Annotated in this window: 25 protein-coding genes; 15 read left to right on the top strand and 10 right to left on the bottom strand. The window is 69.8% G+C overall.

Annotated elements, in window-relative coordinates:
* Positions 1–9 precede the first annotated feature (9 nt).
* Positions 10–1,878 (top strand): fumarate reductase/succinate dehydrogenase flavoprotein subunit, encoded by a 1,869-nt coding sequence (locus ACZ7CF_RS39225; RefSeq protein ID WP_458433735.1) that lies wholly within the window; start codon positions 10–12, stop codon positions 1,876–1,878.
* Positions 1,875–2,624 (top strand): succinate dehydrogenase/fumarate reductase iron-sulfur subunit, encoded by a 750-nt coding sequence (locus tag ACZ7CF_RS39230; RefSeq protein ID WP_470372218.1) that lies wholly within the window; start codon positions 1,875–1,877, stop codon positions 2,622–2,624. The genes ACZ7CF_RS39225 and ACZ7CF_RS39230 overlap by 4 nt, the downstream gene beginning before the upstream one ends.
* A gap of 90 nt (positions 2,625–2,714) precedes the next feature.
* Here the strand turns inward: ACZ7CF_RS39230 and ACZ7CF_RS39235 are convergent, their stop codons facing one another.
* The 4 genes from ACZ7CF_RS39235 to ACZ7CF_RS39250 form a co-directional block, all read right to left on the bottom strand.
* Positions 2,715–3,584 (bottom strand): amino acid ABC transporter permease, encoded by an 870-nt coding sequence (locus ACZ7CF_RS39235; protein ID WP_360398486.1) that lies wholly within the window; start codon positions 3,582–3,584, stop codon positions 2,715–2,717.
* Positions 3,581–4,228, bottom strand: coding sequence for an amino acid ABC transporter permease (locus ACZ7CF_RS39240; protein WP_360398484.1), 648 nt, complete (start codon positions 4,226–4,228; stop codon positions 3,581–3,583). The genes ACZ7CF_RS39235 and ACZ7CF_RS39240 overlap by 4 nt, the downstream gene beginning before the upstream one ends.
* 78 nt (positions 4,229–4,306) lie before the next feature.
* Positions 4,307–5,206: a glutamate ABC transporter substrate-binding protein gene (locus ACZ7CF_RS39245; RefSeq protein WP_360398482.1), complete on the bottom strand. Its 900-nt coding sequence runs from the start codon at positions 5,204–5,206 to the stop codon at positions 4,307–4,309.
* Between the two features lie 40 nt (positions 5,207–5,246).
* Positions 5,247–5,975 carry an amino acid ABC transporter ATP-binding protein gene (locus ACZ7CF_RS39250; RefSeq protein ID WP_360398608.1) on the bottom strand — a complete coding sequence of 243 codons (729 nt, stop codon included), beginning with the start codon at positions 5,973–5,975 and terminating at the stop codon, positions 5,247–5,249.
* A 159-nt stretch (positions 5,976–6,134) separates the two neighbouring features.
* On the opposite strand from ACZ7CF_RS39250, the gene ACZ7CF_RS39255 reads away from it, so the two are divergent.
* Both ACZ7CF_RS39255 and ACZ7CF_RS39260 read left to right on the top strand, forming a co-directional pair.
* The gene (locus tag ACZ7CF_RS39255; protein ID WP_065913426.1) at positions 6,135–6,812 is read left to right on the top strand and encodes a response regulator transcription factor; all 678 of its coding nucleotides are present in this window, start codon (positions 6,135–6,137) and stop codon (positions 6,810–6,812) included.
* Between the two features lie 72 nt (positions 6,813–6,884).
* Positions 6,885–8,270, top strand: coding sequence for a sensor histidine kinase (locus ACZ7CF_RS39260; RefSeq protein WP_360398480.1), 1,386 nt, complete (start codon positions 6,885–6,887; stop codon positions 8,268–8,270).
* Between the two features lie 84 nt (positions 8,271–8,354).
* On the opposite strand, the gene ACZ7CF_RS39265 is transcribed toward ACZ7CF_RS39260, so the two are convergent.
* On the bottom strand, positions 8,355–9,272 hold the full coding sequence (locus tag ACZ7CF_RS39265) for a TAXI family TRAP transporter solute-binding subunit (protein WP_360398478.1): 918 nt from the start codon (positions 9,270–9,272) through the stop codon (positions 8,355–8,357).
* A 169-nt stretch (positions 9,273–9,441) separates the two neighbouring features.
* On the opposite strand from ACZ7CF_RS39265, the gene miaB reads away from it, so the two are divergent.
* Positions 9,442–10,926 carry a tRNA (N6-isopentenyl adenosine(37)-C2)-methylthiotransferase MiaB gene (gene miaB, locus ACZ7CF_RS39270; protein WP_470372219.1) on the top strand — a complete coding sequence of 495 codons (1,485 nt, stop codon included), beginning with the start codon at positions 9,442–9,444 and terminating at the stop codon, positions 10,924–10,926.
* Positions 10,923–11,390, top strand: a complete 468-nt coding sequence (locus ACZ7CF_RS39275) for an Rv2732c family membrane protein (RefSeq protein ID WP_360398476.1) — start codon at positions 10,923–10,925, stop codon at positions 11,388–11,390. The genes miaB and ACZ7CF_RS39275 overlap by 4 nt, the downstream gene beginning before the upstream one ends.
* A gap of 155 nt (positions 11,391–11,545) precedes the next feature.
* Here the strand turns inward: ACZ7CF_RS39275 and ACZ7CF_RS39280 are convergent, their stop codons facing one another.
* Entirely contained in the window at positions 11,546–12,898 is a 1,353-nt protein-coding gene (locus ACZ7CF_RS39280; protein ID WP_458433731.1) for a DUF349 domain-containing protein, read from the bottom strand.
* Positions 12,899–13,068: 170 nt separating this feature from the next.
* On the opposite strand from ACZ7CF_RS39280, the gene ACZ7CF_RS39285 reads away from it, so the two are divergent.
* From ACZ7CF_RS39285 to dapF, 3 genes are read left to right on the top strand one after another with little or no spacing between them, the layout of a single operon-like run.
* Positions 13,069–13,749 carry a class III extradiol dioxygenase subunit B-like domain-containing protein gene (locus ACZ7CF_RS39285; RefSeq protein ID WP_470372220.1) on the top strand — a complete coding sequence of 227 codons (681 nt, stop codon included), beginning with the start codon at positions 13,069–13,071 and terminating at the stop codon, positions 13,747–13,749.
* Entirely contained in the window at positions 13,746–14,654 is a 909-nt protein-coding gene (miaA, locus tag ACZ7CF_RS39290) for a tRNA (adenosine(37)-N6)-dimethylallyltransferase MiaA (protein ID WP_470372221.1), read from the top strand. The genes ACZ7CF_RS39285 and miaA overlap by 4 nt, the downstream gene beginning before the upstream one ends.
* Complete coding sequence (dapF, locus tag ACZ7CF_RS39295; RefSeq protein WP_458433728.1) at positions 14,642–15,457, top strand: diaminopimelate epimerase; 816 nt, start codon at positions 14,642–14,644, stop codon at positions 15,455–15,457. The genes miaA and dapF overlap by 13 nt, the downstream gene beginning before the upstream one ends.
* A gap of 27 nt (positions 15,458–15,484) precedes the next feature.
* On the opposite strand, the gene ACZ7CF_RS39300 is transcribed toward dapF, so the two are convergent.
* Entirely contained in the window at positions 15,485–16,366 is an 882-nt protein-coding gene (locus tag ACZ7CF_RS39300; protein WP_360398466.1) for an SMP-30/gluconolactonase/LRE family protein, read from the bottom strand.
* Entirely contained in the window at positions 16,359–17,600 is a 1,242-nt protein-coding gene (locus tag ACZ7CF_RS39305) for an MFS transporter (protein WP_470372222.1), read from the bottom strand. Before ACZ7CF_RS39305 ends, ACZ7CF_RS39300 begins: the two co-directional genes overlap by 8 nt.
* 54 nt (positions 17,601–17,654) lie before the next feature.
* On the opposite strand from ACZ7CF_RS39305, the gene ACZ7CF_RS39310 reads away from it, so the two are divergent.
* The 3 genes from ACZ7CF_RS39310 to ACZ7CF_RS39320 are packed head-to-tail and all read left to right on the top strand — an operon-like array spanning position 17,655 to position 20,600.
* Positions 17,655–18,155 carry an ArsR/SmtB family transcription factor gene (locus ACZ7CF_RS39310; RefSeq protein WP_360398462.1) on the top strand — a complete coding sequence of 167 codons (501 nt, stop codon included), beginning with the start codon at positions 17,655–17,657 and terminating at the stop codon, positions 18,153–18,155.
* A 25-nt stretch (positions 18,156–18,180) separates the two neighbouring features.
* Positions 18,181–19,641, top strand: a complete 1,461-nt coding sequence (gene hflX, locus ACZ7CF_RS39315; protein ID WP_360398460.1) for a GTPase HflX — start codon at positions 18,181–18,183, stop codon at positions 19,639–19,641.
* 38 nt (positions 19,642–19,679) lie between these two features.
* Positions 19,680–20,600: an SdiA-regulated/phytase-like domain-containing protein gene (locus ACZ7CF_RS39320; protein WP_360398458.1), complete on the top strand. Its 921-nt coding sequence runs from the start codon at positions 19,680–19,682 to the stop codon at positions 20,598–20,600.
* 19 nt (positions 20,601–20,619) lie between these two features.
* Here the strand turns inward: ACZ7CF_RS39320 and ACZ7CF_RS39325 are convergent, their stop codons facing one another.
* Positions 20,620–21,747, bottom strand: a complete 1,128-nt coding sequence (locus ACZ7CF_RS39325) for a cytochrome P450 (protein WP_470372223.1) — start codon at positions 21,745–21,747, stop codon at positions 20,620–20,622.
* Between the two features lie 109 nt (positions 21,748–21,856).
* Here ACZ7CF_RS39325 and ACZ7CF_RS39330 point away from each other — a divergent pair, with 109 nt between their 5' ends.
* Positions 21,857–22,594 (top strand): GbsR/MarR family transcriptional regulator, encoded by a 738-nt coding sequence (locus ACZ7CF_RS39330; protein ID WP_470372224.1) that lies wholly within the window; start codon positions 21,857–21,859, stop codon positions 22,592–22,594.
* Here the strand turns inward: ACZ7CF_RS39330 and lexA are convergent.
* Positions 22,591–23,268 carry a transcriptional repressor LexA gene (lexA, locus tag ACZ7CF_RS39335; RefSeq protein WP_360398604.1) on the bottom strand — a complete coding sequence of 226 codons (678 nt, stop codon included), beginning with the start codon at positions 23,266–23,268 and terminating at the stop codon, positions 22,591–22,593. The genes ACZ7CF_RS39330 and lexA overlap by 4 nt on opposite strands.
* A gap of 234 nt (positions 23,269–23,502) precedes the next feature.
* Between lexA and ACZ7CF_RS39340 the strand changes: the two genes are divergently transcribed.
* Both ACZ7CF_RS39340 and nrdR read left to right on the top strand, forming a co-directional pair.
* Positions 23,503–23,775 (top strand): hypothetical protein, encoded by a 273-nt coding sequence (locus ACZ7CF_RS39340; protein ID WP_458433722.1) that lies wholly within the window; start codon positions 23,503–23,505, stop codon positions 23,773–23,775.
* Between the two features lie 272 nt (positions 23,776–24,047).
* Entirely contained in the window at positions 24,048–24,515 is a 468-nt protein-coding gene (nrdR, locus tag ACZ7CF_RS39345) for a transcriptional regulator NrdR (protein ID WP_065913411.1), read from the top strand.
* Positions 24,516–24,525: the final 10 nt, after the last annotated feature.

The raw sequence follows: 24,525 nt of genomic DNA on the forward strand, positions 1-24,525 counted from the left end.
GGAGTGGTTTTGCCCGAGCTGGAAAGGCATTCGTTCGACGTCCTCGTGATCGGCGCGGGTGGTGCCGGTCTGCGCGCCGCGATCGAGGCCCGTGAGCACGGCATGCGCACCGCTGTCCTCTGCAAGTCGTTGTTCGGCAAGGCCCACACGGTCATGGCCGAGGGCGGCATCGCCGCCGCCATGGGCAACGCGAACGAGAACGACAACTGGCAGGTGCACTTCCGCGACACCATGCGCGGCGGCAAGTTCCTCAACAACTGGCGCATGGCCGAGCTGCACGCGCAGGAGGCACCGCAACGGGTCTGGGAGCTGGAGACCTACGGCGCGCTGTTCGACCGCACCAAGGACGGCCGCATCTCGCAGCGCAACTTCGGCGGCCACGAGTACCCGCGGCTCGCGCACGTCGGTGACCGCACCGGCCTGGAGCTGATCCGCACGCTGCAGCAGAAGATCGTGTCGTTGCAGCAGGACGACTTCAAGGAGTCCGGCGACTACGAGGAACGCCTGCGGGTCTTCCAGGAGTTCACCGTCACCGACCTGGTGAAGGACGGCGACCGGATCGCCGGCGTGTTCGGCTACTGGCGCGAGTCCGGCCGGTTCGTGCTGTTCGAGGCACCGGCGGTGATCCTCGCGACCGGCGGCATCGGCAAGTCGTTCAAGGTCACCTCGAACTCCTGGGAGTACACCGGCGACGGCCACGCGCTGGCCCTGCGCGCGGGCGCCTCGCTGATCAACATGGAGTTCATCCAGTTCCACCCCACCGGGATGGTCTGGCCGCCGTCGGTCAAGGGCATCCTCGTCACCGAGTCCGTCCGCGGTGACGGCGGCGTGCTGCGCAACTCCGACGGCAAGCGGTTCATGTTCGACTACATCCCCGACGTCTTCAAGGACAAATACGCCGACAACGAGGAGGAAGCCGACCGCTGGTACACCGACCAGGCGAACAACCGGCGCCCACCGGAGCTGCTGCCGCGCGACGAGGTGGCGCGCGCGATCAACTCCGAGGTCAAGGCCGGGCGCGGGTCACCCCACGGCGGTGTCTTCCTCGACGTGTCGACCCGGTTGCCCGCCGAGGAGATCCGCCGCCGGCTGCCGTCGATGCACCACCAGTTCAAGGAGCTGGCCGACGTCGACATCACCGCGCAACCCATGGAGGTCGGCCCGACCTGCCACTACGTGATGGGCGGCGTCGAGGTCGACCCGGACACCGGGTCGTCCGCCGTGCCGGGGCTCTTCGCCGCCGGTGAGGTCTCCGGCGGCATGCACGGCTCGAACCGCCTGGGCGGCAACTCGTTGTCGGACCTGCTGGTCTTCGGACGGCGGGCAGGTGCGGGTGCCTCCGAGTACGTGCGCTCGATGGGCGAACGGCCTGCCGTCGCCGAGGAGGCGGTCACCGAAGCGCGTGCGACCGCGTTGAAGCCCTTCCAGCAGGAGGGCGGGGAGAACCCGTACACGCTGCACATGGAGCTGCAGCAGTCGATGAACGACCTCGTCGGCATCATCCGGCGCGCGGGCGAGATGGAAGAAGCCCTGCAACGGCTGGAGAAGCTCAAGGAACGGGCCCGCTCGCTCAGCGTCGAGGGCCACCAGCAGTTCAACCCGGGCTGGCACCTCGCGCTCGACCTGAGGAACATGTTGCTGGTGTCGGAGTGCGTCGCGAAGGCCGCGCTGCTGCGGACCGAGTCCCGCGGCGGGCACACCCGCGACGACCACCCGTCGATGGACGCGCAGTGGCGGCGCAAGCTGCTGGTGTGCACCGCGTCCGGTGACGGGGCGGAGGTCGCGGAGAAACCGCAGATCCCGATCCGGTCCGACCTGCTCGACCTGTTCGACCGCACCGAGCTGGAGAAGTACCTCACCGCCGAGGAGCTGTCATGAGCTACCAGGGGAAGTTCCGGGTGTGGCGCGGCGACGACACCGGCGGCGGGCTGGAGGACTTCACCGTCGAGGTCAACGAGGGCGAGGTCGTCCTCGACATCATCCACCGCCTGCAGGCCACCCAGGCACCGGACCTCGCGGTGCGGTGGAACTGCAAGGCCGGCAAGTGCGGGTCGTGCTCCGCGGAGATCAACGGCAGGCCGCGGCTGCTGTGCATGACGCGCATGTCGGTGTTCTCCGAGACCGAGACGATCACGGTCACGCCGATGCGGACGTTCCCGATCATCCGCGACCTCGTGACCGACGTGTCCTTCAACTACACCAAGGCCCGCGAGGTCCCGTCGTTCCAGCCGCCGAAGGACCTCGCACCGGGCGCGTACCGGATGCAGCAGGTGGACGTCGAGCGCTCGCAGGAGTTCCGCAAGTGCATCGAGTGCTTCCTGTGCCAGAACACCTGCCACGTGGTGCGTGACCACGAGGAGAACAAGGAGGCGTTCTCCGGGCCGAGGTTCCTGATGCGCGTGGCCGAGCTGGAGATGCACCCGCTCGACACCGCGGACCGCGTGGACCAGGCGCAGGACGAGCACGGCCTCGGGTACTGCAACATCACCAAGTGCTGCAGCGAGGTGTGCCCCGAGCACATCCACATCACCGACAACGCGCTCATCCCGATGAAGGAACGCGTCGCCGACCGCAAGTACGACCCGGTCGTGTGGCTCGGCAACAAGCTGTTCCGGCGGTCCTAGCGACGAGCCGCGGCCTGACCAGCCCCGGCTCGCGGAGACGCGAACGGGGCGCGTCCGAAGTGGACACGCCCCGTTCCGGTCAGCCCGGCGTCAAGCCTGGTGGTCGTTCCCGATGACCACCAGCTCCGCCTTGTCGTTCTCCAGCGCGATGACCTTCTTGTTGCGGCGGTTGCGCTTCTCCAGGTAGTTCGCGAACCACGTCAGCAACAGGCACAGTCCGATGTAGGTGGCCGCGACCACGATCATCGTCGGGATCAGCGGACGGCCGAACTGCAGCTGACCACCGATCTGGCGGCCCCAGTACAGCAGCTCCTCGAATGTGATGAGGAAGCCGAGCGCGGTGTCCTTCAGCAGCACGACGAGCTGGCTGATGATGGTCGGCATCATCGCCCGCAACGCCTGCGGCAGCAGCACGAACACCATCACCTGCGTCTTGCGCATGCCCAGCGCGTACGCGGCCTCCGCCTGCCCCTTGGGCAGCGAGTTGATGCCCGCGCGGAACACCTCGGCGAGCACCGAGCCGTTGTACAGCATGAGGCTCAGCACCACGGACGTGAAGGCGGTGAGCTTCACGCCCGTCGCCGGCAGGCCGTAGTAGAAGAAGAACATCATGATGACGAGCGGGATCGCCCGGAACAGCTCGACGACCACGGCGGCGGGAGCGCTGACCCACCGGTGGTCCGACAGCCGGGCCGCGGCGAAGACCGCACCGAACACGAGCGCGAGCGCCGCGCCGACCGCGAACGCGCTGAGCGTGCGGCCGAGTGCCTCGACCAGCGAGATCTGGATCTGCTTGTACTCGATCCAGCTCCACTTGCGGCCCTCGAACTGGCCGGTGTCGATGAAGCGCCAGATCACGTAGCCGAGGAACGCGACGATCGCGGCGATGCCGACGACCGCGAGCAGCCGGTGCCGGACCCTGGCCCGCGGGCCGGGGACGTCGAAGAGGACGGTGGTCATCGGGCCACGCTCCAGCGCTTTTCGAGAACCCGCTGCAGGAACGTCAGCGGCAGGACCAGCAGGACGAAGATGCCGGCGACCCACAGCATGCCGACCAGCGTGCTCTCACCGGCCTCCGACAGCGCGTCGCGGATGGCACCCGCCTCCCGGACCGAGAAGCCCGCCGCGACGGTGGTGTTCTTCAACAGGGCGATGAACGTGCTCACCATCGGCGGGACGACCGACCGCATGGCCTGCGGCAGCACGATGCTGCCGAGCATCTGGGTGAACGTGAGCCCCAGCGCCCTGGACGCCTCAGCCTGGCCGACCGGCACCGTGTTGATGCCCGACCGGACCACCTCGCAGACGAACGCCGAGGTGTAGATCGACAGCGCCACGACAGCGGCGGTGAAGAACTCGAACTTGATGATCTCCAGGTACGGGTACGCGAACACGAAGAACACGAACACCAGGGTCAGCGGGGTGTTGCGCACCACCGTGACGTACAGCGTGCCGACCCCGCGGAACACCGGGACGGGGCTGACGCGCAGCATGGCCAGGAAGACACCGGCCAGCAGTGAGATCACCGCGGAGAACGCGAACAGCCGCAGCGTTTCCCCGAAGTGAGCCACGAAGAGGTCGAGATTGCGGGTGAGGACGCCCATCGATTTCCTTGCCGTCGTCCGTCGTCAATGGAACGGCCGGTGAACCCGCCGTGCGAGTCCACCGGCCACAGAGGAACGTCAGTACTTCTCGAGGGTCGGGTGCTTGCCCTCAGAGCCCGACTTGCCCAGCGTGTTCTTGTAGATGTCGTCCCACTTGCCGTCGGACAGCGACTTCTCGAGGATCTCGTTGACCTTGTCGCGCAGCGCCTTGTCGTCCTTCGGCAGGCCGATGCCGTACTTCTCCGTGGAGAACGTCTTGCCGACGACCTTCAGCTTGTCCGGCTCGGCGGCCGCGTAGCCCTTGAGGATCGCGTCGTCGGTGCTGACCGCGTCGATCTCACCGTCGAGCAGCTTCGTGACGCACAGCGAGTAGCTCTGCAGCTCGACCACGTTGGTGTCGGGCTGGACCAGCTTGTCCTCGCGCAGCTTCTTGGCCGGCGTCGCGCCCGTGACCGAGCAGACCTTCTTGTCCTTGATGGTGTCCGGACCGGTGATGGCGGAGTTGTCCTTCTTCACCAGCAGGTCCTGGCCCGCGATGTAGTACGGGCCGGCGAAGGACACCTTCTCCTTGCGGGCGGCGGTGATCGAGTACGTGCCGACGTAGTAGTCGATGTCCCCGTTGATGATCGCCTGCTCGCGGGCGGCCGACTGGATCGTCTTGAACTCGACCTTCGACGCGGGGTCGAAGCCCAGCTGCGCTGCGATCAGCTTCGCCATGTCGATGTCGAAGCCGGTGTACTTGTTGGTCGTCGGGTCCTTGAAGCCCAGACCCGGCTGGTCCTCCTTGACGCCGACCACCAGCGAACCACGCGACTTGATCTTGTCGAACGTCGGCGAGCCCTCGACCTTGACGTCCTTGGCCACCTCGAAGACGCCGGCGGGTGCCGCCGCCGTGTCGGTGCCGGTGCCTTCCTTGCCACACGCGGTCAGGGCGAGGCCACCCGCCAGCAGTACCGCCGTAAGGGCGCGAACCCTCATCGTCCTTCTCCTGCCATTCGTTCGAAAAGTGAGCTGACTACTAGTGAGTCAGGATCTTGCCAAGGAAGTCCTTCGCGCGGTTGGACTTCGGGGCCGAGAAGAACTCTTCCGGGGTGGAATCCTCGACGACTTCACCGTCGGACATGAAGATCACCCGGTCTGCGGCCTTGCGGGCGAAGCCCATCTCGTGGGTGACCACGAGCATCGTCATGCCGTCCTTCGCGAGGCCGGTCATGACGTCGAGCACCTCCTGGACCATCTCGGGGTCCAAAGCGGAGGTCGGCTCGTCGAACAGCATCACCTTCGGCTTCATCGCGAGCGCACGGGCGATCGCCGCGCGCTGCTGCTGACCACCGGAGAGCTGAGCCGGGAACTTGTCGGCCTGGTTCGCGATGCCGACGCGCTCGAGCAGTTCCATCGCGGTCCTGCGGGCCTCCGCGGCCGGGGTCTTGCGCACCTTGACCGGCGCGAGCATCACGTTCTCGACGATGGTCTTGTGCGCGAAGAGGTTGAAGGACTGGAACACCATGCCCACGTCGGCACGCAGGCGAGCCAGTTCCTTGCCCTCCGCGGGAAGCGGCTGGCCGTCCACCTCGATGACACCGGAGTCGATCGGTTCGAGGCGGTTGATGGTCCTGCACAGGGTCGACTTGCCGGAACCCGACGGCCCGAGCACGACCACGACCTGCCCCTTCGGCACCTCCAGCTGCACGTTCTTGAGCACGTGCAGCGGGCCGAAGAACTTGTCCACACCCGCCACACGGATCATCGGCGGGGTAGAGGCGGCAGTCATCCAGTCCTCCATGAGGGGTCGTCGGCGTTGGCGGAAACCTAGGTGTCCGCCACCACAGCAGTCCAGGGCATTGAGCAAGACTTAGGGTCTCAACTCTGTCACAGGCAGACATCGGTTGCCCGGGAGGTAGCGAAAGTGCGCGTGCTGCTGGTCGAAGACGACGACCGGGTCGCGGAGGCGCTGGTACCGGCCCTGACCAGACGGGGTTTCCACGTGGACCGGCAGGCCACCGGCCGCGGCACCCTCGACCGTCTCGCGGGCGTCGACGTGGTGCTGCTCGACCTGGGCCTGCCCGACATGGACGGCGTGACGCTGTGCCGTGCCATCAGAGCGGCCTCGGACGTGGCGATCATCGTGGTGTCCGCCCGCGGGGAGATCGACGACCGCATCCTCGGCCTGCACGCGGGGGCCGACGACTACCTGGTCAAGCCCTACGACGTGGGGGAGCTGGTCGCGCGGGTGCACGCGGTGCGGCGCCGCCGCGGTGCCGACCCGGTCGCGCCCGGCTCGTCGTCGACGGAGGTGTTCGAGACCGGCGACGTCCGCGTCGACCTGGGCCGCCACGAGGTCACCGTGGCGGGTGAATCCGTGGCTCTTTCGCGCAAGGAGTTCCAGGTGCTCGCGCTCGTCATGGCGGCCGGCGGGGCGGTGTGCACGCGGGAGCGGATCCTCGCCGAGGTGTGGGGGCGGACGTGGTCGGGTGCGAACAGGACACTGGACGTGCACGTCGCGACGTTGCGCACCAAGCTGGGCCGGCCCGCGCTGCTCGAGACCGTGCGCGGGGTCGGGTACCGGCTGGGTCAGGTGTCGTGAGCGCGTGAGTTGGTGTGATCTGGGTCGCCGCGTCTTTCGCGGGTGCGTCCCGTCGCGGTTGGGTGACCCACCGTGAGGTCTCGACTGCTGGGCGTGGTGCTCGCCCTGATCGTGCTGGTGCTCGTCGGTCTCGGCGTGCCGCTGGGCCGTGGCGTGGCGACCGCGGAGCAGCAGGAGATGTTCCTCGACCGGCTGACCGACACCAGCCGGTTCGCCTCGCTCGCGCAGGGACCGCTGATCGACGACCGGCCGCACCTGATGCTGCCCGAGCTCCAGCGCTACGACGACATCTACGGCATCGGCGTCGCGGTCGTCGCCCGTGACGCGCCGACGGTGCCGTTGGTGGCCTCGCGCAACGACCTCGCGCTGGGCGACCCGGCGGTGCAGGAGCTGATCGGCAAGGCGCTGGCGGGCCGGTTGCCGGTGGCGCCGCCGTTCTTCATGCCGTGGAGCGACACCCAGGTGGTGCTCGCCGAGCCGGTGCTGGTCGACGGCGAGGTGCGCGGGGCGGTGATCACGTTCTCGCCGACGTCGAAGACCCGCTTCGAGATCCTGGCCTGGTGGGCGTTGCTGCTCGCGGCGAGCCTGCTGGTGCTGGCGCTCGCGGTGCTGCTGGCGCTGCCCGTGGTCCGCTGGACGCTGCGCCCGGTGCAGGCCCTCGACGACGCCACCGGCAAGCTCCTCGCCGCCGTCGTGGCCGGCCGCCCGGTGCCGCCGGTGGGGGCCGAGAGCGGTCCGCCGGAGCTGCGCCAGCTCAGCCGGTCGTTCGACCAGATGGCCGCGAACGTCAGCGATGTGCTCGCCGCGCAACGCGCCTTCGTCGCCGACGCCTCGCACCAGCTGCGCAACCCGTTGACCGCGCTGAAGCTGCGACTGTCCAACCTGGAGGGACACGTCGACGCCGAGGCCGAGGTGCACCAGGTCGAGGCGCTGAGCGAGACCGACCGGCTCAACCGCATCCTCGACGAGCTGCTCGCCATGGCCCGCACCGAGTCGAGCTCGGTGGACCCGGTGCCGGTCGACGTCGACAGGTCCGTGGCCGCCCGGCTGTCCGCGTGGCAGGCCGCCGCGGCCGCGAAGGAGGTCCACCTCGTGCTCGACGGCCAGCCCGTCGGCATGGCCCTCGCCCCGCCGCGCGGCGTCGAGACGGTGCTCGACGCGCTGCTCGACAACGCCCTCAAGTTCACCCCGGAGGGCACGCTCGTCATCGTCGACGTCCGCAAGGAAGGCGACGTCGTCCGCCTGTCGGTGGCCGACCACGGCCCCGGGTTGCAGCCCGACGAGCTGGACCGGGCGACCGACCGGTTCTGGCGCAGCCCCGCCCACCAGAACGTCCCCGGCTCCGGTCTGGGGCTGTCGATCGTCCGGCTGGTGGTCGAACGCGTGAACGGCACCGTCCGCCTGGAGTCGCCAGAGGACGGCGGCTTGAAGGTCGTGATCGAGCTACCGGCCATCTGATATCCAATATACGGGCAGCTGATATCCGATATCCAATATTTAGAACATCGGATATTGGATATCGCGGAGCTGCGTTGCTGCTGCTCAGACCTTGAAGTCGCGGTAGTACCGGACCGCACCGGGGTGCAGCTGCACCGGCGACGTCTCGATCGCCGACCGCTGCTCTATCGTGCGCGCCGCCGAATGCGCCTTCACCAGGTCCGGCTGCGCCTCGAACAACTGCCGGACCAGCGCCTCGGCCACGTCGTCGGGCATGGACTCGGTGACGAGCAGGAAGTTGCGCACCACGAGCGTGATGACCGGGCCGGACGGCAGGTTGTAGATGGACGCGGGCAGCGTCGCCGAGCCGTAGGCGGGGTACTGCTCGCGGAACGACGACAGCACGTCCTTCAGGTCGAGCATCCGCACCTGGAGGTCCCTGGTGAGCCGCGTGATGCTCCCGGTCGGCAGGCCGCCGGACCAGAAGAACGCGTCGAGCCTGCCCTCCCGCATCGCGTCCGCCGAGGCGTCCAGGCCGAGGTTCAGCTGCTGCTGCGGCTTCACGTTCGTCGCCTTCAGCAGGCTGTTCGCGATGATCTCGACGCCCGACTCCCTGGCGCCGATCGACACCCGCAGCCCGGCCAGGTCGGCGAACCGCGTCACCGGCAGGTCGGCCCGCACGATCACCTGCAGGTAGTCGTCGTGCATCCGGGCCAGCGCCCGCAGCTTCGACCCGCCCGGCACGTCCTCGATGGCGTCTGCCTGTGAGAACCCGACCTGCGCCTGGTTGTTGACCAGGCGCAGCACGTTGTCCTTCGAGCCGTTCGTCACCACGACCTGCGGCCGCGCGATGCCCAGCCGCCCGCTCCAGGCGTCGGCCAGGCCGTTGCCCAGCGAGTAGTAGACGCCGCCCTGCGGGCCGGTCGCCATCGTGATCTTGACGTCCTCGAGCGTGCTGCTGCAGCCCGTCAGGACCGTTGCGGCGGCCAGCAGGCTCACGGCGGCATGCACTCGTCCCAGCACCAGCGCATCGTGCCACGCGGACGTTCGCCGCCTGCACCCGACGAAAGGTTGGTAGCCGTCTCACCAGCTCACCGGTGGTCAACGGGTAACCCCTGGTCAGGGCGGACGTGGGCGCCCGCGCGCCCGGTCCGCCGGAGAGGGGCTGCTGACCAGGCGTTATCGTGTCGGTGTGAGCACGGTGCAGGTTCAGAAGACCTTCCAGATCCGCACGTTCGGGTGTCAGATGAACGTGCACGACTCCGAGCGGCTCGCCGGTCTGCTGGAGGACGCCGGGTACGAGCGGGCCGCTGAGGACCAGCAGGCCGACGTCGTCGTCTTCAACACCTGCGCGGTGCGCGAGAACGCCGACAACAAGCTCTACGGCACCCTCGGGCACCTGGCCCCGCAGAAGGCGGCCAAGCCCGGCATGCAGATCGCCGTCGGCGGCTGCCTGGCGCAGAAGGACCGCAGCGAGATCGTGCGGCGCGCCCCGTGGGTGGACGTCGTGTTCGGCACGCACAACATCGGCTCGCTGCCGGTGCTGCTCGAACGCGCCCGCCACAACTCGGAGGCGCAGGTCGAGATCCTCGACGCGCTGGAGACGTTCCCGTCGGCGCTGCCGGCCGCCCGCGACTCCGCCTACTCGGGCTGGGTGTCGATCTCGGTGGGCTGCAACAACACCTGCACGTTCTGCATCGTGCCGTCGTTGCGCGGCAAGGAGAAGGACCGCCGTCCCGGCGACGTGCTCGCCGAAGTGCAGACGCTGGTCGACGAAGGCGTGCTGGAGGTGACGCTGCTGGGGCAGAACGTCAACTCCTACGGCGTCGAGTTCGGCGACCGGTTCGCGTTCGGCAAGCTGCTGCGCGCCTGCGGCGAGATCGACGGCCTCGAACGGGTGCGCTTCACCTCGCCGCACCCCAAGGACTTCACCGACGACGTCATCGCCGCCATGGCCGAGACGCCGAACGTGTGCCACCAGCTGCACATGCCGCTGCAGTCCGGTTCGGACCGGGTGCTGAAGGCGATGCGCCGCTCGTACCGCACCGAGAAGTACCTCGGCATCATCGAGAAGGTCCGCGCCGCCATGCCGGACGCCGCGATCACCACGGACATCATCGTGGGCTTCCCCGGCGAGACCGAGGAGGACTTCCAGGGCACCCTCGACGTGGTGCGCCGGGCCAGGTTCTCCTCCGCGTTCACGTTCCAGTACTCGAAGCGCCCCGGCACCCCGGCCGCCGACCTGCCCGACCAGCTGCCGAAGGCCGTCGTGCAGGAACGCTTCGACCGCCTCGTCGCGGTGCAGAACGAGATGACCCACTCGCTCAACACCGAGCAGCTCGGCCGCACCGTCGAGGTCCTGGTCGCCACCGGTGAGGGCAAGCGCGACGCCGAGACCCACCGCATGAGCGGGCGCGCCCGCGACGGCCGGCTCGTGCACTTCACGCCCGGCACCACCGCCCCGCGCCCCGGTGACGTCGTCGAGACCGTCGTCACCTATGCCGCCCCGCACTACCTGGTCGCCGACGGCGAACCGCTGTCGTGGCGCCGCACCAGGGCGGGTGACCGGTCGGAGGCGGGCCTCAAGCCCAAGACCCAGGGCGTCGGCCTGGGCCTGCCGTCGTTCGGCAAGCCGGCCCCGCTGCCCGTCGCCGTGTCGGGATGTGCTGCCCAGTGAGCGACGAGGAGTACCTGCGCAGGGAGATCGACGAGGTGGAACGCACCGCCGCCCGCCGCATCGACCCCGGCACCGGAGCGCTGACGATCTCCATCGCGGTGCTCGCCCTGCTCGTCTCGCTGATCCTGCCGTGGGTCGGCGAGCACACCGGCCTGCAGGTCGTGCTGGGCGAGTCCGAGACGTTCCTGCCGCGCCTGTTCGCGTTCCTCGCCCTCGGCGTCGGCGTGGTCGGCTCCGGCCTCACGCTCGCCGTGCGCCGCTGGACGCTCGCGTGGGTGTGCTCGCTGGGCCTGTTCGCGGCGTCGGTCACCGGTGTGCTGTCGATCTGGACCCAGCAGACCACCACCAGCAACAAGACGATCGGCCCCGGTCCGGGCCTCGGCCTGACCATCGCCGTCGTCGCCGTGCTGGTGCTGCTGGTGAAGTGGCTGCGGATGGCCGCGTCCCGCCCGCCGCAGCTCTGAGCGGGTGCACAGTCCCGGCTTCCTCTTGCCTCGAAGGTGAACGCGGAGGCCGGGAGAGTGCCTCGACGACGTGAGCCAACGCTGGCGAATTGCCCGCTGAACGCACCGAGGGGCCCCTCCCGCATGGGAGGGGCCCCTCGGTGCGTCAAACCTGACTAGCGGGTCGCCAGCGCCTGCTCAGCGGCGGCCAGCCACTCACGCCACTGCGCGGCCTGCGCCTCTGCCTGCTCGGTGCGGCGCTTGTCGCCCGCGGCACGGGCCTTGGCGGCCTGCGCCTCGAACTGCTCCACGCGCTCGCGGAACTGCGCCACGCGGGCCTCGGCCTCGGGGTCGGAGCGACGCCACTGGGCGTCGACCGCGCCGCGCACCCTCTCCTCGATCGAGCGCAGCTTGCCCTCGAGCTCGCGGATCCGCTCGCGCGGCACCTTGCCGATGGCGTCCCAGCGCTCCTGGATCTTGTACAGGTGTGCCCTGGCCGCCTCGAGGTCGCCCGACGGGTCGATCGTCTCGGCCTCGGCGAGCAGCTCCTCCTTCAGCTTCGCGTTGGCCGTGAACTCGGCGTCCCGCTCGCTGAAGGCCTCGGAGCGCTTCTGGAAGAACGCGTCCTGCGCGGCGCGGAAGCGCTGCCACAGCGCGTCGTCGGCCTCCTTGGGCGCACGCCCGGCGGCCTTCCACTCGACCATGAGCTCCTTGTAGCGACCGGCCGTGGCACCCCAGTCGTCGGAGTCGACGAGCTTCTCCGCCTCCTCGACGAGGGACTGCTTGGAGGACTTCGCCACCGAACGCTGCCGGTCGAGGTCCGCGAAGTGCGAGCCGCGACGGCGGTTGAACGCGTCACGGGCCTTCGAGAACCGGCGCCACAGCTGCTCGTCGGTCTTGCGGTCGACGCCGCGGATGGTCTTCCACTCGTCGAGGATCTGGCGCAGCCGGTCGCCGGCGACCTTCCACTGGGTCGACTCGTTCGCGATCGACTCGGCCTCGTCGACCAGCGCCTGCTTGCGCGCGACGGACTGGGCGCGGGCGGCCTCCTTGGCCTCCTTCGCCTTCTCCATGCCCGCCTCGGCCCGCTCCAGCACGTGCTCGACGCGGGCGGCCAGCGCCTTCAGGTCGCCGACCACCGCGGCTTCGGCGAGCTGCTCCTTGACGTGCTTCGCGCTGGTCAGGGCGTGCTTCGGGTCGCCGGCACCGGACGCGAGCCGCGTCACCAGCAGCTCGACCTCGGTGCGCAGGTCGTCGAACCGGCGCGCGAAGTGCGCGAGGCCCTCGACCGGCTCGCCCGCCTGCCACGACCCGACGACGCGCTCGCCGTCCTCGGTCTTCACGTAAACGGTGCCGTCGGCGTCCACGCGCCCCCAGCGGTCAGGGTGGTCCGACGCCACGGGGACGGCCGGAGGCGTTGCCGCCGCGGTCTCCTTCGGCGTTTCCTCGACTCCACCCTCGACCTCGGTGACGGTCTCGACCTCGGTCGCGACCGCGACGGTCTCCGGTGTGCTGTCCTGCTCCGACATCGCCGGTTCCTCCCATCTGACGCCCGTGCCAGCCACGAGCGCCCCGCCAGCGGCGGGGCCGATGCAATACGGGCGCTGGAGGGTCTCCCGTCCCCAGTTCCCCGCGCGCATTCAAACAGGTCAGGGCTCGACTCGGTACTGGGAGTCCACGATAGGTAGCCTGGTTCGTCGTGATCACCCGTGCCGCGGTGGTGCCGCACCCGCCGCTTCTGGTGCCAGAACTGGTCGCCGGAGCCGCCGCAGAAACCGCCCCCGTGCGAGCCGCAACCGTTGCCGCGGCAGGGAAGTTGCTTGGCCCGTGGATCGCCGTGGCGGTCGACGCCGGTGGCCGGGCGACGTACCGGCCGCCGTTGTCGGGAACTTTTCTCGGCTACGGGGTCGACGTGCCGGTGACCCTCGGGGGTGATGCTCCCGCCGACCCCCGGCTGCCGCTGCCGGTGCTGGTCACCGGGTGGCTGAGGGAACGCTGCGCGGTCGAGGTGTCACGCGTCGAGCTCGTCCCGCCCGGCTGGTCCGCGGCCGACTGCGTCTCGTTCGGACGGCAGCTCGCGGACGAGGAGTGCGGTCTGCTCGTCCTCGGCGACGGCTCCACCCGTCACGGCCCGCGCTCACCCGGTTCGGACGACGGGCGTTCGGGACCGTTCGACGAGCACGTCCACCGCCTGCTGGCCGCCGCGGACACCGCCGGCCTGCTCGCACTCGATCCCGGCCTCGCCCGCGAGCTGGGCGCGCAGGGCCGCGCGGCGTGGCAGGTCCTCGCCGGCGTGCCCGGTCCGTGGCGCTGCGCGAGCGCCGAGTTCTTCGCACCGTTCGGCGTGGGCTACCACGTCGCAGTCTGGGAGCGCCCGTGATCAGTCCGATCGCCGTCGTCGGCCCCACCGCTACCGGCAAGTCCGACCTGGCCGTCGCCCTCGCCGAGCGGTTCGGGGGAGAGGTCGTCAACGCCGACGCCCTGCAGCTCTACCGCGGCATGGACATCGGCACGGCCAAGATGCCCCTCGCCGACCGCCGCGGCGTCCCGCACCACCTGCTCGACGTGCTCGACGTGACCGAGACCGCCTCCGTCGCCGCCTACCAGCGCGAGACCCGCGCCGTGGTCGAACGCCTCCTGGCCGCCGGACGCCCGCCGGTCCTCGTCGGCGGCTCGGGGCTGTACGTGCAGGCCGTGCTCGACGACCTGAAGTTCCCCGGCACCGACGACGCCGTGCGCGAGCGGTTCGAGGCCGAGCTCGCCTCGGCCGGCCCCGAGGTGCTGCACCGGCGCCTGCGGGAGCTCGACCCGGTCGCCGCGATCGCGATCCTGCCGTCGAACGGCCGCCGCATCGTGCGCGCGCTGGAGGTCATCGAGCTGACCGGCCAGCCGTTCTCGGCGAACCTGCCCAAGCCCGGTCCCGCCCGCTACGGCACCGTCCAGATCGGCATTGACCGCGAGGTGTCCGAACTGGACGCGCGTGTGGACCGGCGGGTGGACCTGATGTTCGAGGCGGGCCTGGAGGACGAGGTCCGCGCGCTGGTGAAGCTCGGCCTGCGCGACGGCAGGACCGCCTCGCGGGCGCTGGGCTACCAGCAGGTGCTGTCCGCGATGGACGGAGCATGCACGATCGACTTCGCCGCCGAGGAGACCAAGCGCGCCACCCGCCGGTTCGTGCGCAGGCAGCGGTCCTGGTTCCGGCGCGACCAGCGCATCACCTGGTTGGACGGTGCGCGCCCCGACCTGGTGGCGGCCGCCGGTAACCTGGTGCCGTGGAGTTCCTGAAGGGGCACGGTACGGAGAACGACTTCGTCGTCCTGCCCGACCTCGACGACCGGCTGGACCTGACGGTGGCGCGCGTGCAGGCGCTGTGCGACCGGCAGCGCGGCCTCGGCGCGGACGGCGTGCTGCGCGTCGTTCGGACCGACGGCCAGTGGTTCATGGACTACCGCAACGCCGACGGCTCCATCGCCGAGATGTGCGGCAACGGCCTGCGCGTCTTCGCCCGCTACCTGGTCGACGCGGGCCACCAGCCGCAGGGCACGTTCGTCGTCGCCACGCGGGCGGGGGACCGGACCGTGACCACGCACCCGGACGGCTCGGTCACCAACGACATGGGCCCGGCGCGCGTCACCGGCACCTCCATCGCCGCGGTCGACGGCCACGGCATCGGCGGCTTCGCGGTCGACGTCGGCAACCCGCACCTCGCCTGCGTCACCGACGTCCCGGTCGACGGCTTCGACCTCACCGTCCCGCCCGGCCACGACCCGGTGATGTTCCCGCACGGCGTCAACGTCGAGCTGGTCAACGTCCTCGACGCCGGCTCCGGCGGCACCACCCGCGGTGCGCTGAAGATGCGCGTCCACGAACGCGGCGTCGGCGAGACCCGCTCCTGCGGCACCGGCACCGTCGCGGCCGTCGCGTCGTGGCTCGCCGGTCAGGGCAGGACGACCGGCTCGGCCACCGTCGACGTCCTCGGCGGCCAGGTCACCGTCACGATCGAGCCGACGACGTCGACGCTCACCGGTCCCGCGGTGTTCGTGGCACGCGGTGAGCTCGACAAGTCGTGGTGGGACGCCCTCGCCTAGGGCGATATCCGATATATCAGTTCCGGTTCACCTCAGGTCGCAGACCTCGACCCGGCCGAGCCGTTCCGCCCTGACCACGTTCGGGTGCGAGTCGGGTGCGGTGAGGCAGACGAGCTTGTCGCCGACGACGGCGACGGCGAAGCAGTTCTGCGTCGTCTCCACCCGGTGCGTGACCGTGCCGCCCTCGGTCACCCGGAACACCGCCGGTTGCACCGACGGCGCCACCCACACGCCGTCCCCGTCGCCGGCGATGCCGTCGGGCGCGATGCCGAGCTCCGCCACCTCCGCCCACGTCCCGCGGTTGTGCAACGATCCGTTGCGGTCGACCGCGAACGAAGTGAGCTTGAACGCAACGGTCTCCGCGACGACGAGGATGTTGCCGCTCTCCGACTCACCGGTCGGGTCGGGCAGCAGCGCCATGCCGTTCGGGAACTTGAGGTCCTCGGCGGCGGCGGAGACCGACCCGTCGGGCCGCACCAGCGCGAGCGCCGCGCCCTGCGGGACGAAGTCCGGTTCGAGCAACCGCGGCAGGCCGACCTCGTCGATCAGCCCGTGCAGGTCGAAGCCGAAGTTGCCCACGTAGGCGCGGCCCTCGTCGTCGACGAGCATGTCGTTGGCGTGGTAGCTCGCGATATCCGATATATCGGCGTGCAGGACGAGGTCGTCGCCTTCCAGCCGCCGCACGGTGCGGTCGAGCATCGACACGACGAGCAGCCGGCCGTCGGGCAGCCAGCCGAGCCCGGACGGCTGGCCGTCGAAGGCGACGACGACCTCGTCCGCACCGGACGCGAGGTCGAGCGCGTGCACCTCGCCCGCGTAGAAGTCCGAGTAGTACAGGCGACCGTCGGGGCCGCGCCGCGGTCCCTCGCCGAAGTGCAGACCGTCCCGCAGCACCGTCGTGTCAGCCATGGGCGTCGACGCTAGTAGCGGCCGGCAGGTCCCGCATAGACCGCAGCGGCGACACCAGCAGCCACACCATCCCGAGCACCGCGCCGACCAAGGAGACCCACAGCGTCGGCACCACGCCGATCCACGACCCGAGCGCACCACCGGTGAGTGCGCCCAGCGGCGTCGCACCCCACACCACCCAGCGGATCGAGGCGTTCATCCGGCCCAGCAGGTGGTCGGGGCAGATCGCCTGCCGGTAGCTCACCTGGCCCACGTTGTAGACGACGACGCCGAACACCGAGATCGCGAGCCCCACCATCGGCAGCACGAGCCCCCAGCCGCCGGAGACGAACGGCAGCGCCAAGGTGAACGGCCAGGTCAGCACGGGCACGAGCCAGATCATCCTGGCCTGCCCGAACACCGTGCCCAGCCGGAACGCCACCGCCGCGCCGGCCACGCCGCCGACGCCGCCCGCGCTCAGCACCAGCCCCGCGGTGCCCTCGCTGAGCCCGGCGACGTTCAGCAGGAAGAGGACCAGCACGGCGTTCTGGACGCCGTGGAAGAAGTTCGACGTGCCGGTGCAGGCCACGATCGCGCGCAGGTTCACGTTGCCGAAGACGAACCGCAACCCCTCCATGACCTCGCGGCGCAGGTCCGGCGTGGCGTGCCGGTGCGGCACCGGCTCCACCGCGGAGATCCGGAACAGGAAGAACGCCGAGCTCAGGTAGCCCACGCCGGTCGCGAGCACGCCGTTGGCGGCGCCGAGGAACTGCGCGACGTACCCGCCGATCGCGGGCCCCGAGACCTCCGCGACCGACATGCTGGCCTGCAGCTTCGAGTTGCCCTCGACGAGCTGGTCGCGCCCCACCAGCGACGGCAGGTACGACTGGTAGGCCACGTCGAAGAACACCGTGCACACGCCCACCGCCAGGCTCACGACGACCAGCTGCGGCAGGTCGAGCACGCCCAGCCACCACGCCACCGGCACGCTGAGCATGAGCACGGCGCGGGCGATGTCCATCGCGATCATCAACGGCTTGCGGCGCACCCGGTCGACCCACACGCCCGCGGGCAGCCCGATCAGCAGGAACGCCATCGTGCCCGCCGCCGCCAGCAGGCCCATCTCGAACGGAGTCGCGTTCAGCACCCCCGCCGCGAGCAGCGGGATCACCGTCAGGCCGATCGTCGACCCGAACTGGCTGATCGTGTCGCCGGCCCACAGCCTGCGGAAGTCCCGATGCCCCCAAAGCGTCATGGCGGCGAGTCTGCGCCCAGTGATTGGAAACTGTCAATCACTTAGACTGCGCCTGTGCCCCTCTACAAGGACCGGCGTCCCGCGACGAGCGAGGAGGCCGCCGCGCTCAGCTCCGACCTGCGGCTGCGGATGATCCGCATGACGTTCGAACGCCCCCTCACCAACAAGGAGCTGGCGCAACGCCTCGGCAAGGACCCCGCCACGACGCTGCACCACGTGCGCAAGCTCGTCGCCGCCGGGTTCATGGAGGCGATGCCCCCGCGCGCGGGCAACCGGGGCGCGAAGGAGATCCCCTACCGGTCGACCGGATTGTCACGGGAGCTCGACAACAGCGAAAACATGGTGGCCGTCGGCGAGGCGATGTTGCACGCTTTCCTCGGCGAGGTTGCCGACATCGGGCTCAGTGACGTGGATCAGAGCCGTCTGGTCGTCACCGTCGACCCCGAGGAACTAAAGCAGCGGCTCGCAGCGTTGATGGATGAGCTGGCCGCGCAACCGGTCAGACCGGACGTTCCCCGTGTGGCGATCTACCTCGCGGTGTATCCGGGGGACTGACGGTCCATGGGACGATGAAGGGCAAATGACGGAAAACATCCAGAGCACAGAGTTCGACCCGGAGTTCGACTCGACGTGGGAAGAGGAGAACCTCTCCACGGGCGACTTCGAACGCGCCGAACGCGCCGCGCTGCGCCGTGTCGCGGGGTTGTCCACCGAACTCGAGGACATCACCGAGGTCGAGTACCGGCAGCTCCGCCTGGAGCGGGTCGTGCTCGTCGGGGTGTGGACCGAGGGCACGGCCGCCGACTCCGACGCCTCGATGGCCGAGCTCGCGCGCCTCGCCGAGACCGCGGGTTCCGAGGTCCTCGAAGGCGTCGTGCAACGGCGTGACAAACCGGACGCGGCGACGTACATCGGCTCCGGCAAGGTCTCCGAGCTGCGCGACGTGGTGCAGGCGACCGGCGCGGACACGGTGATCTGCGACGGTGAGCTCTCGCCCGGCCAGCTGCGGCAGCTGGAGGAGAAGCTCAAGGTCAAGGTCATCGACCGCACCGCGCTCATCCTGGACATCTTCGCGCAGCACGCGCAGTCCAAGGAGGGCAAGGCGCAGGTCGAGCTGGCCCAGCTGCAGTACCTGATGCCGCGGCTGCGCGGCTGGGGTGAGTCGCTGTCCCGGCAGGCCGGTGGTCGTGCCGGCGGCGGCAACGGCGGCGTGGGTCTGCGCGGTCCCGGTGAGACCAAGATCGAGACCGACCGCCGCCGGATCCGCGCGCGCATCTCGAAGCTGCGCCGCGAGATCGCCGCGATCGGCGTCATCCGCGAGACCAAGCGGGGCCGCCGCACCGCGAACGAGATCCCGAGCGTCGCCATCGCCGGGTACACGAACGCGGGCAAGTCGTCGCTGCTCAACGCGCTGACGGGCGCCGGTGTCCTGGTGGAGGACGCGCTGTTCGCCACCCTCGACCCGACGACGCGCCGCGCGCTGACGCCCGAGGGCCTGCCGTACACGCTGACCGACACGGTCGGCTTCGTCCGGCACCTGCCGCACCAGCTGGTCGAGGCGTTCCGCTCCACGCTGGAGGAGGTCGGCCAGGCCGACCTGCTCGTGCACGTGGTCGACGGCTCCGACGCCATGCCGGAGAGCCAGGTCAAGGCGGTGCGCGAGGTGCTCGCCGAGATCAACGAGCGCAACGACGTGCCCATGCCGCGCGAGCTGCTGGTCGTCAACAAGATCGACGCGGTGGGCGACCTGGGCCTGGCCCGGCTGCGGCACCTGTTCCCGGACGCGTCGTTCGTGTCGGCGCACTCGGGCGTGGGCATCGAGGAGCTGAAGGTCCGCGTCGCCGAGCTGATGCCGCGGCCCGAGGTCGTGGTCGAGGCGCACGTGCCGTACGCGCGCGGCGAGGTCGTCGCCCGCGTGCACCGTGACGGCGAGGTGCTGTCCGAGAAGCACACCGAGTCGGGCACGTTGCTCAGCGCTCGCGTGCGCCCGGACCTCGCGGGTGTGCTTGAGGAGTTCGCGACGAACGGGTCACCTGCTTGATCCTCCCGCCTCCACCGGTGGACGTGTGCCCGGTAGCCATGCAGGAGCTCTCCGGGCTCACGTCCGACGGCAAGCAGTTCTACGCCGTCAGCGACAGCGACAACGGGACGCTGCGCATCCAGGTCATGGGCCGCGACTGCGTCGTGAAGCGCACGATCACCGCGGCCGTCGACCCCTACGACGTCGAGGACCTGGCGATGGCGCCGGACGGCACCCTGTGGGCGTCCGACACCGGCGACAACGGCAAGACCCGCTCCACGGTCGCCCTGCACAAGGTCTCACCGACAGGTGCCGTGGAGCGGTTCCGCCTCACGTACCCGGACGGCAAGCACGACGCCGAGGCGTTGCTCCTCGACAGGTCCGGCACGCCGTACATCATCACCAAGGAACCGCTCGGCTCCGCGCTCGTCTACCGCCCGGCAGCAGCACTGCGCACTGATATATCGGTGCCGTTGGAGCAGGTGGCGCGCGTGTCGCTGTCGACCACCGACACGCCGGGCGGCCCGCTGGAGGGCACCCTCGACTCGCGCCTGGTGACGGGTGCCGCGTCGACGGCCGACGGTTCCGTCATCGCCCTGCGCACCTACACCGACGCCTACCTCTACCCGGTCCCCGACGGAGACCTGGTGAAGGCGCTGTCCGGCGACCCGGTCCGCGTGCCGCTGCCGAACGAGCCGCAGGGCGAGGCCATCGCCTTCGACCCCGACGGCACCCTGCTCTCCGCCTCGGAAGGCGCCGGCACGCCGATCCGCGCGGTCGCGGGTGCCGCCGCTCTGGCGAAATCAGCTCCGCCGCCGACGACGACGGCCCCGGCACCCGCCGCGGACCAGCCGCAGGCGTCGCCGGCGGAGACCGCGACGAGCTCGTCGTGGCAGAACTGGCCGCTCGCGCTGGGCCTCGGCGGCATCGTGCTCGTCGTCGCCCTCGTCGTCGGCCTGCGCCTGCGCCGCCGAGCCTGAGAACCGGTGTATCAGCTGCTCAGTCCCAGGCGACGGGCAGGCGCTCCAAGCCGCCGATCACCAAGCTCGCGCGGTGCGGCAGCTCCTCCTCCGCGACGGCGAGCCGCAGCTTCGGGAACCGCGTGAACAACGCGGGGAACGCGATCCTCAGCTCGACCCGCGCCAGGTGCTGCCCGATGCACTGGTGGATGCCGTGCCCGAACGCGACATGTCCCGCCGAGCCGCGAGCCAGGTCGAGGACGTCGGGATCGGCGTAGCGCGCCGGGTCGCGGTTCGCGGAGCCCAGCTCGACCTTGACGGTGTCGCCCTTGCGCACGAGCACGCCGTCGAGCTCGACGTCCTCCAACGCCGTGCGCACGGTCACCGGCGTCAGACTGATATATCGCAGCAGCTCCTCTACTGCGGCGTCGGGACCGGCGAGCATCGCGTCGACCCGTGCCCGGTCGCGCAGCAGCTCCAGCGTGCCGAGCGACAGCATGTTCGTCGTCGTGTCGAGTCCACCTCCGAGCAACGCCATGCCCATCGTGGCCATCTCGTCGTCGGAGAGCGGGTCGGCAGCTCCGCCGTCGGCCTCGGAGTTGACCAGGTCGCTGAGCACGTCGTCGGTCGGCGCGGCCCGCTTCGCCGCGACCATCTTCAGCATGAACCGCTGCAACCGCTCGAACGCCGCGAACATCGCCTCGGCCTCACCGGCCTCCGCGCCGCTGGCACCGGTCAGCAGCACCGCGTCCTGCTGGAACTCGGCGCGCCGCTCGTAGGGCACGCCCAGCAGCTCGCAGATCATCAGCCCCGGCACCGGCGACGCAACGTGCTCGACGAGGTCCGCCGGCGACCCCGCACCCGCGAGCTCGTCGAGCTGCGCCGCGGTGATCTCCTCCAGCCGCTGCGCGAGCAACCGCATCCGCCGCACGGTGAACTGCCCGGTCAGCCGGCCGCGGTAGCGGGTGTGCTCTGGCGGGTCGTGGTCGGTGAACGCACCGGGCGGCGACGGCGGCGCGTCACCGGGACTGCCCGGCCCGAGCGGGTTGTGCATCAGGTCCGGCCGGATGCTGAACCGGTGGTCCGCGAGCACGGCACGCACGCTCGCGTGGTCGTGCGCGCGCCAGCCGACGTGCCCGTCCGGGTACGTCATCGGACTGAGCGGCATTGCTCCCCCTTGCACCGAGTCCGTTTCCCTCCCCTTCAAGCTAAAAACGTTTGCGGACGTCGTCAAAAGACTCGTTGCAATGGCTTGAAGGGCAAGGCACGATGAGGTCGTGCCTGGTAAACGGCTGGATGAAGAGGAACGGCAGCTCATCGCCCAATGGCTGTGGGACGGGCTGGGGTACTCCGAGATCGGCAGGCGGTTGCAAAGGCCGGCCTCGACGATCCAGCGCGAGGTGCTGCGCAACGGCGGCCACAACAACTACCTGCCGGGCGCCGCGCACCGCGCCGCGAGCGAACGGGCCATGCGCCGGATGCCGGCGGTGGACGACCTGGACGTCGACGACGAGGCCTACTCGTTCGACCGCAGCCCCGGCGAGGTGCAGGAGTTCCACCTGCGGCTGGTCGCGGTGTTCCGGCAGACCGGGCTGACGCGCACGGCGGCGCGGATCCTCGCCGAGGTCTTCATGTGCGACAGGGGCAGCCTGACCGCGACGGAGCTGGTGCTGCGGCTGTCGGTCAGCCCGGGCACGATCTCACGCTCCACCGCTCACCTGCAGGAGCTCGACCTGCTGCGCGCCGAGCGCGACGGCAAGCGCATGCGCTACTACCTCGACGACGACATCTGGTACCGGGCGTGGCTGTCGAGCGCCCAGCGCAACTCCACCTGGGCGCACACCGCACTGGACGGTGCCGAGATCTTCGGTCTCGGCACGCCAGTGGGTGCACGCCTCAAGGACATGGGGCAGTTCTTCAGCTTCGTCGTCGTGGACATGGAGGCCACGCGGCAGAAATGGCTCGACTTCTTCGAGAAGAAGAAGCGCGCCCGCGGAGACAGCCCGAGCAGCTAGGGAAGCCGCCGCAGCACGGTGACGACCTTGCCGAGGATGGTGGCCTCGTCGCCGTTGATCGGCTGGTAGGCCGGGTTGTGCGGCATCAGCCACACGTGGCCGTCCTTGCGCTTGAACGTCTTCACCGTGGCCTCGCCGTCGATCATGGCGGCCACGATCTCGCCCTGGTCGGCCGTCGGCTGCTTGCGGATCACGACCCAGTCGCCGTCGGTGATCGCGGCGTCGATCATCGAGTCGCCGACGACGCGCAGCAGGAACAGCTCGCCCTCACCGACGATCTCGCGCGGCAGCGGGAACACGTCCTCGATCGACTCCTCGGCCAGGATCGGGCCACCTGCCGCGATCCGGCCGACCATCGGCACGTACGCGGGCGTCGGCTTGGACATCGGGTCGAGACCGGCGTCGATCTCGGTGGGCAGCATCCCCACCGCGCGCGGGCGGTTCGGGTCGCGGCGCAGGAAGCCCTTCCGCTCCAGCGCGCGCAGCTGGTAGGCCACCGACGAGGTCGAGGTCAGGCCGACGGCCTCACCGATCTCCCGCACGCTCGGCGGGTAGCCGAAGCGGTCGACCCAGTCGCGGATCACGTCGAGCACCTTGCGCTGCCGCAGGGTCAGACCGGCGTTGCCCGCGATCTCACTCACCGCCGGCTCGACAAGAGCGGGGTCTGGGTCGATCGTCTTGCCTGCCACGGTCGCTGTCCTCCTCGCCGCCCCCAGTTCGAATGGGATTCCGGCCTCCGTCGATCTTCCTGCCCGACGGTAGTCGTGTTTGCTGCGCAGATCAAACACCTGTTCGAGGTATTTGACGGCGTGTTGTGGCGTCCCGAGAGGCGGTCTGGTAGAAATTCGCACGGACGTTCGATAGAACGCATGTTCGATCAAGGTGCTTGACCTGCGATGGAGGGCGTCATGGCGGTTCTGGTCGAGAAGCGGTTGCGCGTTGTCGAAGACGCGGACGTCGCAGCGGGCCGCCCACTCCGTTCGGGTCCCCGCGTCATGCCCAGGCGCCCCGCCACCAAGCCACACCCGGTCGTCGTCCCGGCCGCGCGCGAGTCGAGCTCGTGCGACGTCCGGTCGAAGCGCGAGTCCACCCTGGAGCTCATCGCCGTCGGCGTGCTGAGCGCGCTGACCGTCGTCGCCCTTGGGGTGCTCTACCTCCAGCAGATGGGTGTCACGCCGTAAGGCGCCCCCACATCTTGTGTCCGACACGCCCGCAGTGACGCCAACGCAGCGTCATGTGCGGGCGTCTTTGCGTAATCGTCGCTGATCATTCGCGGTTCCGCCAACCGGGTGATGGCCGACGCGTCGTGTCGACTTGCATCCCCGCAGGCGTCGATCTAGGTTCTACCCCTACATCTAGTGGTTGCACCGTTGTAAGTAGTCCACAGGTTGTGGGTAACCCGACCAGTGTGGTTACTGCGACGAATGCTGCGCGGGGGAAGGGGTGAGGTGGCGTGCGGTGTCCGTTCTGCCGCCATTCGGACTCGCGGGTGGTCGACTCCCGTGAGGTGGACGAGGGTCAGGTGATCCGTCGTCGCCGCTCCTGCAACAGCTGCAGCCGCAGGTTCACCACGGTCGAGGAAGCGGTTCTCGCCGTGGTCAAGCGCTCCGGGGTGACGGAGCCCTTCAGCCGCGACAAGGTGGTCGTCGGCGTGCGCAGGGCGTGCCAGGGCCGCCCGGTCGACGAGGACGCGTTCCAGGTGCTCGCACAGCGGGTGGAAGAGTCGATCCGGTCGACGGGATGTGCGGAAATCCCGAGCCACGAGGTGGGGCTGGCCATTCTGGGGCCCCTGCGCGAGCTCGACGAGGTCGCTTATCTGCGCTTCGCGAGCGTCTACAGGTCCTTCTCGTCCGTCGAGGACTTCGAGAAGGAAATCCTCGATCTTCGCACTGCCCGGGCCGAAGCGGCCCAGGAGCAGTGATTCGCGCGCA

The organism is Lentzea sp. NPDC036955 (assembly GCF_055608005.1).